This is a genomic window from Streptomyces flaveolus (assembly GCF_014648815.1).
In the GTDB taxonomy this organism is placed as follows: domain Bacteria; phylum Actinomycetota; class Actinomycetes; order Streptomycetales; family Streptomycetaceae; genus Streptomyces; species Streptomyces flaveolus.
The window spans coordinates 200,324-213,606 of record NZ_BMRV01000008.1 but is presented as its reverse complement, the minus strand read 5'-3'; the positions used below and the strand labels follow the sequence as shown (position 1 = coordinate 213,606).

Here is a 13,283-nt window from a genome sequence, read left to right as displayed (position 1 = left end):
CCCGGGGCCCCGCCGGAACTGTTCCGGCGGGGCCCCGCGTCTGCAAAGGAAACGTCAACTCCTGGCCGGACGAGGAATCTTGAAGCCGACCGGTGTGTTGTGGTGGTGCGCAGAGCACCCCGGCGGAACTCGGTGAGTTGTACAACGTAAGCTGTACCGGTCCCGAAACGCGGCACATGGGGCGATAATGCCCGTCACCCTCGAGCGGGCCTGCCGTGCGGGCGGCCGGGCGGCGTGTCCGAAATAGTGTGTATTGGGTCGGCAGTGTAGAACGGGAGATGTGACGGCAATGGCTACGGAAACTCCCCTGCTCCGCGAAGCGTGCGCCGTCCCCGTCCCGGGCAGCCGGCGATGACGGTGACCGACACGGCGCACGCCGCCGACCCGGAGCGCGGCACGCTCGACAAGGCCGCGAGCGAGAACTTCCCCGTGGCGCCCTTCTTCCTGCCCCGCGACTGGCGCACCGACCTCATGGCCGTCTACGGCTTCGCCCGCCTGGTCGACGACATCGGCGACGGCGACCTGGCCCCCGGCGGCGCCGACGCCCGCCTCCTCGGCGTCCCCGACGACAGCGCCGACGACCGGCTGCTGATGCTGGACGCCTTCGAGGCCGACCTGCGCAGGGTCTTCGACGGCACGCCCCGCCACCCCCTGCTGCGGCGCCTGCAGCCCACCGTGCGCCGCCGCTCGCTCACCCCCGAGCCCTTCCTCGGCCTCATCGCCGCCAACCGCCAGGACCAGCTGGTCGGCCGGTACGAGACCTACGACGACCTCCTCGCCTACTGCGAGCTGTCCGCCAACCCGGTCGGCCGCCTCGTCCTCGCCGTCACCGGCACCTCGACCCCCGAGCGGATCCGCCACTCCGACCGGATCTGCACGGCCCTGCAGATCGTCGAGCACCTCCAGGACGTCGCCGAGGACCTCACCCGGGACCGCGTCTACCTGCCCGCCGAGGACATGAAGCGCTTCCGCGTCCAGGAGGCGGACCTCGCCGCACCCACCGCGGGCGCGTCGGTGCGCGCCCTGATCGCCTTCGAGGCCGGGCGCGCCCGCGAACTGCTGAACGAAGGCTCCCCCCTGGTGGGAAGCGTCCACGGAAGGCTGAGGCTGCTGCTCGCGGGTTTCGTGGCCGGGGGACGAGCGGCCCTCGGGGCGATCACCGCCGCCGGACACGACGTACTGCCCGGCCCGCCCAAGCCCGGTAAGGTCCGGTTGCTGCGCGAGGTGGGCGCGACCCTGCGAGGAGAGGGGTGATCCGGACCGTGGAGTCGTCAGCACACGTGTCCGCACCGGTACTCGCCGCGTACAGCTACTGCGAGACCGTCACCGGACAACAGGCCCGGAACTTCGCCTACGGCATCCGGCTCCTGCCGACGGCCAAGCGCCGGGCGATGTCGGCGCTCTACGCGTTCTCGCGCCGCGTCGACGACATCGGCGACGGCGATCTCGCGGCGGACGTCAAGGTCGCCCGGTTGGAGGAGACCCGGTCGCTGCTCGGACGCGTCCACGACGGCGCGGTCGACGAGGACGACACCGACCCCGTGGCCGTCGCCCTCACCCACGCCGCGCGGCAGTTCCCGATTCCGCTGGGCGGCCTGGACGAACTGATCGACGGCGTCCAGATGGACCTGCGCGGCGAGACCTACGAGACCTGGGACGACCTGAGGGTCTACTGCCGCTGCGTGGCCGGTGCCATCGGACGTCTCTCGCTCGGCGTCTTCGGCACCGAACCGGGGGCGCGCGGCGCCGAGCGCGCGCCCGAATATGCCGACACGCTCGGGCTCGCGCTCCAGCTCACCAACATCCTCCGGGACGTCCGCGAGGACGCGGAGGACGGGCGCACCTACCTGCCCGCCGACGACCTGGCCAAGTTCGGCTGCTCGGCCGGGTTCGGCGGGCCGGTGCCACCGGAGGGCTCCGACTTCGCGGGACTCGTGCACTTCGAGGTACGCCGGGCCCGCGCCCTCTTCGCCGAGGGGTACCGGCTGCTCCCGATGCTCGACCGGCGCAGCGGTGCCTGTGTCGCCGCCATGGCCGGCATCTACCGCCGCCTCCTGGACCGCATCGAGCGCGACCCGGAGGCCGTGCTGCGCGGCCGGGTCTCGCTGCCCGGACGCGAGAAGGCGTACGTCGCCGTGCGCGGCCTGTCCGGACTGGACACCCGGCACGTGGCCCGGCGGTCCGTCAGGAGGCGCCCGTGAGCGGCACACCGGTCCACGGCGGCACGCACGGCGCGGAACGGCGGGCAACCCTCCGGTGGCGGGCGGCGTCCCTGACTGAGACGGTCTGCCGTACAGCGTTCACACACCACGGCGACCGGGCAGGGAAAGGTGCACGATGACCCACGGCAACGGCACGCGTGACGACGGGCCGCTCACGGACGTGTCCGCCGTCCCGGCCGGCAGACGCGCCGTCGTGGTCGGCGGCGGACTCGCCGGTGTCACCGCCGCGCTCGCCCTCGCCGACGCCGGGGTCCGCGTCACCCTGCTGGAGGGACGGCCGCGTCTGGGCGGGCTCGCCTTCTCCTTCCGGCGCGGCGACCTGACCGTCGACAACGGCCAGCACGTGTACCTGCGCTGCTGCACCGCCTACCGCTGGTTCCTCGACCGCATCGAGGGGACGGCGCTCGCTCCGGTGCAGGAACGTCTCGACGTGCCCGTCGTCGACCTGGCCAGGCCCGAGGGCCGACGGCTCGGCCGGCTGCGGCGCGACGCGCTGCCCGTACCCCTGCACCTGGGGCGCAGCCTCGCCACGTATCCGCACCTCTCGCTCGCCGAGCGCGCCCGGGTCGGGCGTGCCGCGCTCGCGCTCAAGGGGCTCGACCTCACCGATCCGGCGCTGGACAGCCAGGACTTCGGCAGTTGGCTGACCGCCCACGGCCAGTCGGCGCGGGCCGTCGAGGCCCTGTGGGACCTGGTCGGGGTCGCCACCCTGAACGCGGCCGCGGGCGACGCCTCGCTGGGACTCGCCGCGATGGTGTTCAAGACCGGTCTGCTGTCCGACCCGGGCGCGGCCGACATCGGCTGGGCCCGCGTCCCGCTCGGTGAACTGCACGACCGGCTGGCCCGCAAGGCGCTCGACTCCGCGGGCGTCCGTACCGAGGTCCGTACACGCGTCACCTCCGTCCTCCGACACGGAAATGGGGAGTGGAGCGTTCAGGTTCCCGGTGAAACGCTTCTGGCGGACGCCGTCGTCCTCGCCGTACCGCAGCGCGAGGCGCACGAACTCCTGCCCCCGGGCGCCCTCGACGCCCCCGGGCAGCTGCTGGAGATCGGCACCGCCCCGATCCTCAACGTCCACGTGATCTACGACCGGAAGGTGCTCGCCACGCCCTTCCTCACGGCCCTCGGCACCCCGGTGCAGTGGGTGTTCGACCGCACCGAGGCCTCCGGCCTGAAGGACGGTCAGTACCTGGCGCTGTCCCAGTCGACCGCGCAGGACGAGATCGACACACCCGTGGCCACGCTGCGCGAGCGCTACCTGCCGGAACTGGAGCGCCTGCTGCCCCGCGCCCGGGGCGCCGAGGTGAAGGACTTCTTCGTGACCAGGGAGCGCACCGCGACCTTCGCGCCGGCCCCCGGTGTCGGCCGGCTCAGGCCCGGCCCCCGTACCAAGGCCCCCGGCCTGTACCTGGCCGGTGCGTGGACCGCCACCGGGTGGCCCGCGACCATGGAGAGTGCCGTCCGCAGCGGTGTCGGGGCGGCGGGAGCCGTGCTCGCCGCCCTGGGCCGGTCCCGCGACCGCCTGCCCGATTTCGAGGAGGCGGCATGAAAACCGATCCGCGTGGGACCGACTCCCGCACTCCCGGTACCGCAACTGGAGGAGAGACTGTGTCCACTGTGCCCCCGGCCCCGAAGGCCGATCGACGGACCACGGTGGACGTGGCCGCGCTGCTGGAGCGCGGCCGGACGCTGGCCACGCCGGTCCTGCGAGCGGCCGTCGACCGCCTGGCGCCCCCCATGGACACCGTCGCCGCCTACCACTTCGGCTGGATCGACGCCCAGGGCAACCCCGCGGACGGCGACGGCGGCAAGGCCGTCCGTCCCGCGCTCGCGGTGCTCTCCGCCGAGGTCACCGGTGCAGCGCCCGAGGTCGGGGTACCCGGCGCGGTCGCCGTGGAGCTGGTGCACAACTTCTCCCTCCTGCACGACGACCTGATGGACGGCGACGAACAGCGCCGCCACCGGGACACCGTGTGGAAGGTGCACGGCCCCGCCCAGGCCATCCTGGTCGGCGACGCCCTGTTCGCCCTGGCCAACGAGGTGCTGCTGGAACTCGGCACCGTCGACGCCGGCCGTGCCACCCGCCGCCTGACCCGCGCCTCCCGCGCCCTGATCGACGGTCAGGCCCAGGACATCTCCTACGAGCACCGCGACCGGGTCAGCGTCGCGGAGTGTCTGGAGATGGAGGGCAACAAGACCGGCGCCCTGCTCGCCTCCGCCAGCTCCATCGGCGCGGTCCTCGGCGGCGCCGACGAGCACACCGCCGACAGGCTGGAGACCTACGGCTACCACCTCGGCCTGGCCTTCCAGGCCGTCGACGACCTCCTCGGCATCTGGGGCGACCCGGACGCCACCGGCAAGCAGACCTGGAGCGACCTGCGCCAGCGCAAGAAGTCCCTCCCGGTCGTGGCCGCCCTGGCCGCGGGCGGCCCCGCCTCCGAGCGGCTCGGCGAGATCCTCGCCGCCGACGCCAAGAGCAGCGACTTCGCGAACTTCTCCGAGGAGGAGTTCGCGGCCCGTGCCGCCCTCATCGAGGAGGCGGGCGGGCGCGAGTGGACCGCCGACGAGGCGCGCCGCCAGCACACCATCGCCATCGAAGCCCTCGACACCGTCGACATGCCCGACCGGGTACGGGACCGGTTCACGGCGCTCGCGGACTTCGTCGTCGTACGAAAGAGATGATCACTATCGGTCGAATAGCCCTCGCGTAGTCGCCGGCCGGTGTCGCGGGAAACACAGCACCGGCCGACGGCGGACCCACAGCAGAAGCACCACCTGCACACTGCACGAAGGGGAAGCCATGACAGCGACGACCGACGGAAGCACCGGGGCGGCCCTCCCGTCCCGCGCAGCCGCGGCCAGCGAAACAGCCGACATCACGAGCCCCGCCGCGGCGGCCGGGGTACACGAAGCCGCCGTCCGCGCGACTCGGCGCGCCACCGACTTCCTGCTCGCCCGGCAGGACGCCGAGGGCTGGTGGAAGGGCGACCTCGAGACCAACGTCACGATGGACGCCGAGGACCTGCTCCTGCGTCAGTTCCTCGGCATCCAGGACGAGGAGACCACCCGCGCCGCCGCCCTCTTCATCCGCGGCGAGCAGCGCGAGGACGGCACCTGGGCCACCTTCTACGGCGGCCCCGGAGACCTGTCCGCCACCATCGAGGCCTACGTCGCCCTCCGCCTGGCAGGCGACGCCCCCGACGCCCCGCACATGGCGAAGGCCGCGGAATGGGTACGGGCCCGGGGCGGCATCGCCGCCTCCCGCGTCTTCACCCGGATCTGGCTGGCCCTGTTCGGCTGGTGGAAGTGGGAGGACCTGCCCGAACTCCCGCCGGAGCTGATCTGGTTCCCCACCTGGGTGCCGCTGAACATCTACGACTTCGGCTGCTGGGCCCGGCAGACCATCGTGCCGCTGACCATCGTCTCGGCGAAGCGCCCGGTGCGCCCGGCGCCGTTCCCGCTCGACGAACTGCACACCGACCCCGCCCGCCCCAACCCGCCCCGGCCCCTGGCCCCGGCGGCCAGCTGGGACGGCGCCTTCCAGCGCATCGACAAGGCCCTGCACGCCTACCGCAAGGTGGCACCGAAACGGCTGCGCAGGGCGGCGATGAACACCGCCGCCCGCTGGATCGTCGAGCGGCAGGAGAACGACGGCTGCTGGGGCGGCATCCAGCCCCCCGCCGTGTACTCGGTCATCGCCCTGTACCTCCTCGGCTACGACCTCGAACACCCCGTCATGCGGGCCGGCCTGGAGTCCCTGGACCGCTTCGCCGTGTGGCGCGAGGACGGGGCCCGGATGATCGAGGCCTGCCAGTCCCCGGTGTGGGACACCTGCCTGGCCACCATCGCGCTCGCCGACGCCGGGGTCCCCGCCGACCACCCGGCTCTGGTGAAGGCCGCGGACTGGATGCTCGGCGAGCAGATCGTGCGCCCCGGCGACTGGTCGGTGAAGCGGCCCGGACTCCCGCCCGGCGGATGGGCGTTCGAGTTCCACAACGACAACTACCCCGACATCGACGACACCGCCGAGGTCGTCCTCGCCCTGCGCCGCGTCCGGCACCACGACCCGGAGCGCACGGAGAAGGCCATCGGCCGCGGAGTGCGCTGGAACCTCGGCATGCAGTCCAAGAACGGCGCCTGGGGCGCCTTCGACGTCGACAACACCAGCCCCTTCCCCAACCGGCTGCCGTTCTGCGACTTCGGCGAGGTGATCGACCCGCCGTCCGCGGACGTCACCGCGCACGTCGTGGAGATGCTCGCGGTCGAGGGCCTCGCCCACGACCCGCGCACCCGGCGCGGCATCCAGTGGCTGCTCGCCGAGCAGGAGGCGGACGGCTCCTGGTTCGGCCGCTGGGGCGTCAACTACGTCTACGGCACCGGATCCGTCGTCCCCGCCCTGACCGCCGCGGGCATCCCCGCCTCGCACCCGGCCATCCGCCGCGCGGTGACCTGGCTGGAGTCCGTCCAGAACGACGACGGCGGCTGGGGCGAGGACCTGCGCTCCTACCGCTACGTCAGGGAGTGGAGCGGCAAGGGCGCCTCGACCGCCTCGCAGACGGCCTGGGCCCTGATGGCCCTGCTGGCGGCGGGGGAGAGGGACTCCAAGGCCGTCGAGCGCGGCATCGAGTGGCTCGCCGCCACCCAGCGGGAGGACGGCTCCTGGGACGAGCCGTACTTCACCGGCACCGGCTTCCCCTGGGACTTCTCCATCAACTACCACCTCTACCGGCAGGTCTTCCCGCTCACCGCGCTCGGCCGGTACGTCCACGGCGAACCCTTCGCCAAGGCGCCCCGCACGGTCCAGGCACTCGCCGAGTCGCTGACCGAGGCGAAGGGGAGCTGATGAACGCCCAGCCCGGACCGGCCCCGCTGCTGATCGCCTGCGCGCTCGGCATCGAGCACCTCGCCCTGCGCGCCGGTGACCGAGGCGGGGCCGCCGGGCCGGTCACGGTCCTGCGGACCGGCATGGGACCGAAGGCGGCCGAGCGCTCCGTCGCCCGGGTCCTGGCGGGCCCGGCGCTCGGCGACGCCGCCGTGCTGGCCACGGGCTTCTGCGCGGGCCTCGCCCCCGGCATGCACCCCGGCGACCTGGTCGTCGCCGAGGAGACCCGGGATCCGCGGGGCACGGTCGGGTGCGTCGGCACCGACCGGCTCGTCAAGGAACTGGTGCGTGCCGTGCCCGGGCGCACCGTCCACACCGGGCCGCTGACCGGCTCGGACCACGTCGTCCGCGGTCCCGAACGCGCCGACCTGCTCGCGACCGGCGCGATCGCCGTCGACATGGAGTCCGCCGCCACGCTCCTGAGCGCCGTCCGTACGGGCACGCGCCCCGTTGCGGCCGTCCGGGTGGTCGTGGACGCTCCCGAACACGAACTCGTCCGGATCGGCACCGTGCGCGGTGGAATATCGGCTTTCCGCGTCCTCCGGTCCGTACTTCCCGCATTTTTCGAATGGCACCGTTCTTTGCTGCTCCCCAGGAGGTGAGCCCAGATGGCCATGCCGCTGCGCCAGTCCATCAAGGTCGCTACATACTTGGCCGAACAAAAGCTCCGGCGGCGGGACAAGTTCCCGCTCATCGTCGAGCTGGAGCCGCTGTTCGCCTGCAATCTGAAGTGCGAGGGATGCGGCAAGATCCAGCACCCGGCCGGGGTGCTCAAGCAGCGCATGCCGGTCGCGCAGGCCGTGGGGGCGGTGCTCGAGTCCGGTGCGCCGATGGTGTCCATCGCCGGCGGCGAGCCCCTGATGCACCCGCAGATCGACGAGATCGTGCGCCAGTTGGTGGCCAAGCGGAAGTACGTCTTCCTGTGCACCAACGCCCTGCTCATGCGCAAGAAGATGGACAAGTTCACGCCCTCGCCGTACTTCGCGTTCGCGGTGCACATCGACGGGCTGCGTGAGCGGCACGACGAGTCCGTGGCGAAGGAGGGGGTGTTCGACGAGGCCGTGGAGGCCATCAAGGAGGCCAAGCGGCGCGGCTTCCGGGTCACCACCAACTCGACCTTCTTCAACACCGACACCCCGCAGACCATCGTCGAGGTGCTCAACTTCCTCAACGACGACCTCCAGGTCGACGAGATGATGATCTCGCCCGCCTACGCCTACGAGAAGGCGCCCGACCAGGAGCACTTCCTGGGCGTGGAGCAGACCCGCGAGCTGTTCAAGAAGGCGTTCTCGGGCGGCAACCGGGCCCGCTGGCGGCTCAACCACTCCCCGCTGTTCCTCGACTTCCTCGAGGGCAAGGTCGACTTCCCCTGCACCGCCTGGGCGATCCCGAACTACTCCCTCTTCGGCTGGCAGCGCCCCTGCTACCTGATGAGCGACGGGTACGTGCCCACGTACCGGGAGCTGATCGAGGAGACCGACTGGGACAAGTACGGCCGCGGCAAGGACCCGCGCTGCGCCAACTGCATGGCGCACTGCGGCTACGAGCCCACCGCCGTCCTGGCCACCATGGGCTCCCTCAAGGAGTCTCTGCGGGCCATGCGGGAGACGGTCTCCGGGAACCGGGACTGACGTCGTGACCGCCATCTCCCTGGGCGTTCCCGAGGTACCGGTCCGGCCGATCGCCGAGCGGCGCATGTCGCGGCGGATCCAGGTCGGGCCGGTGGCGGTGGGGGGCGGGGCCCCGGTGTCCGTGCAGTCGATGACGACGACCCGTACGTCCGACATCGGCGCGACGCTCCAGCAGATCGCCGAGCTGACGGCCTCCGGCTGCCAGATCGTGCGGGTGGCGTGCCCGACGCAGGACGACGCCGACGCGCTCGCCGTGATCGCGAAGAAGTCGCAGATCCCGGTGATCGCGGACATCCACTTCCAGCCGAAGTACGTCTTCGCCGCGATCGAGGCGGGCTGCGCCGCGGTCCGGGTGAACCCGGGCAACATCAAGCAGTTCGACGACAAGGTCAAGGAGATCGCCCAGGCGGCGAAGGACCACGGCACCCCGATCCGCATCGGCGTGAACGCGGGCTCCCTGGACCGCCGCCTGCTCCAGAAGTACGGCAGGGCCACCCCGGAGGCGCTGGTCGAGAGCGCGTTGTGGGAGGCGTCGCTCTTCGAGGAGCACGGCTTGCGGGACATCAAGATCTCCGTGAAGCACAACGACCCGGTCGTCATGGTCGAGGCCTACCGCCAGCTCGCCGCCCAGTGCGACTACCCGCTGCACCTCGGCGTCACCGAGGCCGGCCCCGCCTTCCAGGGCACCGTCAAGTCGGCCGTCGCCTTCGGCGCCCTGCTCTCCCAGGGCATCGGCGACACCATCCGCGTCTCCCTGTCGGCACCGCCCGTCGAGGAGATCAAGGTCGGCATCCAGATCCTGCAGTCCCTCGGGCTCCGGGAGCGCCGGCTGGAGATCGTGTCGTGTCCGTCCTGCGGCCGCGCGCAGGTGGACGTCTACAAGCTGGCCGACGAGGTCGCGGCCGGTCTGGAGGGCATGGACGTCCCGCTGCGCGTCGCCGTCATGGGCTGCGTCGTCAACGGGCCCGGCGAGGCCCGGGAGGCCGACCTCGGCGTCGCCTCCGGCAACGGCAAGGGGCAGATCTTCGTCAAGGGCGAGGTCGTCAGGACCGTGCCCGAGTCGAAGATCGTGGAGACGCTGATCGACGAGGCGATGCGGATCGCCGAGCAGATGGGGAAGGACGGCGCGTCGGGGGAGCCGGCCGTCACCGTGAGCTGAACCGCACGAACCGAAGGGGGCCAGGGCGTGACGCTTCTGGAGAGCATCCGGCAACCACGCGACCTGAAGGCGCTGTCCGAGGCGGAACTCGGCGAACTGTCCGACGAGATACGCGATTTCCTGGTGCACGCGGTCGCCCGTACCGGCGGACACCTCGGACCCAACCTCGGCGTGGTGGAACTCACCGTCGCCCTGCACCGGGTCTTCGAGTCGCCGGCCGACCGCATCCTGTGGGACACCGGCCACCAGAGCTACGTGCACAAGCTCCTGACCGGTCGTCAGGACTTCTCCAAGCTGCGCGGCAAGGGCGGGCTCTCCGGCTATCCCTCGCGCGACGAGTCCGAGCACGACGTCATCGAGAACAGCCACGCCTCCACCGCGCTCGGCTGGGCCGACGGCCTCGCCAAGGCCCGCCAGGTCCAGGGGGAGCGCGGCCATGTCGTCGCCGTCATCGGCGACGGCGCGCTCACGGGCGGCATGGCCTGGGAGGCGCTGAACAACATCGCGGCGGCCAGGGACCGGCCGCTGATCATCGTCGTCAACGACAACGAACGCTCGTACGCGCCGACCATCGGCGGCCTCGCCGACCACCTGGCGACGCTGCGCACGACCGACGGCTACGAGCGGGTGCTGGCCTGGGGCAAAGCCGTCCTCCAGCGCACGCCCGTGGTCGGCAACGCCGTCTACGAGGCCCTCCACGGAGCCAAGAAGGGCTTCAAGGACGCCTTCGCCCCGCAGGGACTCTTCGAGGACCTCGGACTGAAGTACGTGGGCCCGGTCGACGGCCACGACATCGGCGCCGTCGAGTCGGCCCTGCGGCGCGCGAAACGCTTCCACGGGCCGGTCCTGGTGCACTGCCTCACCGAGAAGGGCCGCGGCTACGAGCCCGCCCTGCGCGACGAGGAGGACCACTTCCACTCGGTCGGCGTGATGGACCCGCTGACCTGCGCGCCGCTCAGCCCTCCCGGAGGGCCGTCCTGGACCTCCGTGTTCGGCGAGGAGATGGTGCGGATCGGCGAGGAACGCGACGATGTCGTGGCCATCACCGCGGCCATGCTGCACCCGGTCGGCCTCGCCCCCTTCGCCGAGCGGTTCCCCGACCGGGTCTGGGACGTCGGCATCGCCGAACAGCACGCGGCCGTGTCCGCCGCCGGCCTCGCGACGGGCGGACTGCACCCGGTCGTCGCCGTCTACGCCACCTTCCTCAACCGGGCCTTCGACCAGCTCCTGATGGACGTGGCCCTGCACCGCTGCGGCGTCACCTTCGTCCTGGACCGGGCGGGCGTCACCGGCGTCGACGGGCCCTCGCACAACGGCATGTGGGACATGTCCGTCCTCCAGGTCGTCCCGGGCCTGCGCATCGCCGCGCCGCGCGACGCCGACCAGCTGCGCGCCCAGTTGCGCGAGGCGGTCGCCGTCGACGACGCGCCCACCCTGCTGCGCTTCCCGAAGGAGTCCGTCGGACCGGTGCTCCCGGCCGTGGACCGGGTCGGCGGAATGGACGTCCTGCACGCCGCCGAACGGCCCGAGGTGCTGCTCGTGGCGGTCGGCGTGATGGCGCCCGTCTGCCTCGCCGCCGCCGAGCTGCTGGAGGGCCGCGGCACCGGATGCACCGTCGTGGACCCGCGCTGGGTCAAGCCCGTCGATCCCGCGCTGCCGCCCCTGGCCGCCCGGCACCGTCTGGTGGCCGTCGTCGAGGACAACAGCCGCGCCGCCGGGGTCGGCTCCGCGGTGGCGCTGGCCCTGGGCGACGCCGAAGTCGACGTACCCGTACGGCGGTTCGGCATCCCGGAACAGTTCCTCGCGCACGCCAAACGCGCCGAGGTGCTCGCCGACATCGGCCTCACCCCGGTCGAGATCGCCGGCCGGATCAGCGCGAGCCTGGCCGTGCGGGAAGCGGCCGGGGACGGCCGGATCGTCATGCCAGGGCAAGGAGAGAACTGAATGACCAAGGAGTTCGACCTCGGCGCGCTGCTGGCCGAGCGTGGCGCCGAGCGGTACGAGCTGCACGCGAAGCACCTCAACCACCAACTGCCGCGCATGCTGCGCACCATCGGCTTCGACAAGGTCTACGAGCGGGCCGAGGGCGCCCACTTCTGGGACACGGACGGCAACGACTACCTGGACATGCTCGCCGGGTTCGCCGTGATGGGCCTGGGCCGCCACCACCCCGTCGTCCGCAAGGCCCTGCACGACGTCCTCGACGCCTCGCTGGCCGACCTGACCCGCTTCGACTGTCCGCCGCTGCCCGGACTGCTGGCCGAGCGGCTGCTCTCCTACAGCCCCCACCTGGACCGCGTCTTCTTCGGCAACAGCGGCACGGAGGCCGTGGAGACCGCGCTGAAGTTCGCCCGGTACGCGACCGGCAGGCGGAGGATCCTGTACTGCACGCACGCCTTCCACGGGCTGACCACCGGCTCGCTGTCGGTGAACGGCGAGAGCGGCTTCCGGGACGGCTTCGCCCCGCTGCTGCCGGACACCGCCGTGCCGCTCGGCGACCTGGACGCCCTGGCCCGCGAGCTGATCAAGGGCGATGTGGCCGCGCTGATCGTCGAGCCGATCCAGGGCAAGGGCGTCCACGAGGCCCCGCCCGGCTATCTGCGCGCCGCGCAGGAGCTGCTGCGCCGGCACAAGGCCCTGCTGATCGCCGACGAGGTGCAGACGGGCCTCGGCCGGACCGGGAAGTTCTACGCCTATCAGCACGAGGACGGCGTCGAACCCGACCTGGTGTGCGTCGCCAAGGCGCTGTCCGGCGGGTACGTGCCGGTCGGGGCCACGCTCGGCAAGGACTGGATCTTCCGGAAGGTGTACTCCTCGATGGACCGGGTGCTGGTCCACTCGGCGAGCTTCGGGTCCAACGCGCAGGCCATGGCCGCCGGGCTCGCGGTGCTGTCGGTGATGGAGAACGAGGAGATCGTGGCGAACGCCGCCGCCGTGGGCGAACGCCTCAAGTCCCGGCTGACGGAGCTGGTGGACCGCTACGAGCTGCTCGCCGACGTCCGGGGCCGGGGACTGATGATCGGCATCGAGTTCGGCCGGCCGAGGTCGCTGAAGCTGCGCAGCCGCTGGACGATGCTGCAGGCCGCCCGGAAGGGGCTGTTCGCGCAGATGGTGGTGGTGCCCCTGCTGCAACGGCACCGGATCCTGACGCAGGTGTCCGGCGACCACCTGGAAGTGATCAAGCTGATCCCGCCGCTGATCATCGACACGTCGGACGCGGACCGCTTCGTCGACGCCTTCACCGAGGTGATGGAGGACGCGCACCACGGCGGCGGCCTGATGTGGGACTTCGGGAAGACGCTGGTCAGGCAGGCGGTGGCGAACCGCTAGCCGTCGGGGACCGACGCCGTTTTGCCTGTGAGGCAAGAAAATTGCCTCACAGGCAAAAT

General features: G+C 71.9%; 11 protein-coding genes. All 11 read left to right on the top strand.

Features of this window, described 5'->3' with window-relative positions:
• Positions 1-351: 351 nt before the first annotated feature.
• The 11 genes from hpnC (at position 352) to IEZ05_RS20435 (ending at position 13,224) form a co-directional block, all read left to right on the top strand.
• Positions 352-1,254 (top strand): squalene synthase HpnC, encoded by a 903-nt coding sequence (gene hpnC, locus IEZ05_RS20480; RefSeq protein ID WP_189231622.1) that lies wholly within the window; start codon positions 352-354, stop codon positions 1,252-1,254.
• Entirely contained in the window at positions 1,251-2,201 is a 951-nt protein-coding gene (gene hpnD / locus IEZ05_RS20475) for a presqualene diphosphate synthase HpnD (RefSeq protein WP_189231621.1), read from the top strand. The genes hpnC and hpnD overlap by 4 nt, the downstream gene beginning before the upstream one ends.
• Entirely contained in the window at positions 2,198-2,341 is a 144-nt protein-coding gene (locus tag IEZ05_RS36385; protein WP_229869778.1) for a DUF6380 family protein, read from the top strand. Before hpnD ends, IEZ05_RS36385 begins: the two co-directional genes overlap by 4 nt.
• Positions 2,338-3,771, top strand: a complete 1,434-nt coding sequence (gene hpnE / locus IEZ05_RS20470) for a hydroxysqualene dehydroxylase HpnE (protein WP_189231620.1) — start codon at positions 2,338-2,340, stop codon at positions 3,769-3,771. Before IEZ05_RS36385 ends, hpnE begins: the two co-directional genes overlap by 4 nt.
• A 68-nt stretch (positions 3,772-3,839) precedes the next feature.
• A complete protein-coding gene (locus IEZ05_RS20465) occupies positions 3,840-4,904 on the top strand; it encodes a polyprenyl synthetase family protein (RefSeq protein ID WP_189231748.1) in 1,065 nt (354 codons plus the stop codon).
• Positions 4,905-5,022: 118 nt separating this feature from the next.
• Positions 5,023-7,065 (top strand): squalene--hopene cyclase, encoded by a 2,043-nt coding sequence (shc, locus tag IEZ05_RS20460; RefSeq protein ID WP_189231619.1) that lies wholly within the window; start codon positions 5,023-5,025, stop codon positions 7,063-7,065.
• Positions 7,065-7,706 carry a phosphorylase family protein gene (locus IEZ05_RS20455; protein WP_189231618.1) on the top strand — a complete coding sequence of 214 codons (642 nt, stop codon included), beginning with the start codon at positions 7,065-7,067 and terminating at the stop codon, positions 7,704-7,706. Before shc ends, IEZ05_RS20455 begins: the two co-directional genes overlap by 1 nt.
• A gap of 6 nt (positions 7,707-7,712) precedes the next feature.
• On the top strand, positions 7,713-8,735 hold the full coding sequence (gene hpnH, locus IEZ05_RS20450; RefSeq protein ID WP_189231617.1) for an adenosyl-hopene transferase HpnH: 1,023 nt from the start codon (positions 7,713-7,715) through the stop codon (positions 8,733-8,735).
• 4 nt (positions 8,736-8,739) lie between these two features.
• A complete protein-coding gene (gene ispG, locus IEZ05_RS20445) occupies positions 8,740-9,894 on the top strand; it encodes a flavodoxin-dependent (E)-4-hydroxy-3-methylbut-2-enyl-diphosphate synthase (RefSeq protein ID WP_189231616.1) in 1,155 nt (384 codons plus the stop codon).
• Positions 9,895-9,921: 27 nt separating this feature from the next.
• Positions 9,922-11,838, top strand: coding sequence for a 1-deoxy-D-xylulose-5-phosphate synthase (gene dxs, locus IEZ05_RS20440; RefSeq protein ID WP_189231615.1), 1,917 nt, complete (start codon positions 9,922-9,924; stop codon positions 11,836-11,838).
• A complete protein-coding gene (locus IEZ05_RS20435) occupies positions 11,839-13,224 on the top strand; it encodes an aspartate aminotransferase family protein (protein WP_189231614.1) in 1,386 nt (461 codons plus the stop codon).
• Positions 13,225-13,283 lie beyond the last annotated feature (59 nt).

Excerpts from the sequence above, each read along its gene's own strand:
- hpnC (WP_189231622.1), top strand. The coding sequence starts at position 352 with ATGACGGTGACCGACACGGCGCACGCCGCCGACCCGGAGCGCGGCACG.
- hpnE (WP_189231620.1), top strand. The coding sequence starts at position 2,338 with ATGACCCACGGCAACGGCACGCGTGACGACGGGCCGCTCACGGACGTG.
- shc (WP_189231619.1), top strand. The coding sequence starts at position 5,023 with ATGACAGCGACGACCGACGGAAGCACCGGGGCGGCCCTCCCGTCCCGC.
- IEZ05_RS20455 (WP_189231618.1), top strand. The coding sequence starts at position 7,065 with ATGAACGCCCAGCCCGGACCGGCCCCGCTGCTGATCGCCTGCGCGCTC.
- hpnH (WP_189231617.1), top strand. The coding sequence starts at position 7,713 with ATGGCCATGCCGCTGCGCCAGTCCATCAAGGTCGCTACATACTTGGCC.
- IEZ05_RS20435 (WP_189231614.1), top strand. The coding sequence starts at position 11,839 with ATGACCAAGGAGTTCGACCTCGGCGCGCTGCTGGCCGAGCGTGGCGCC.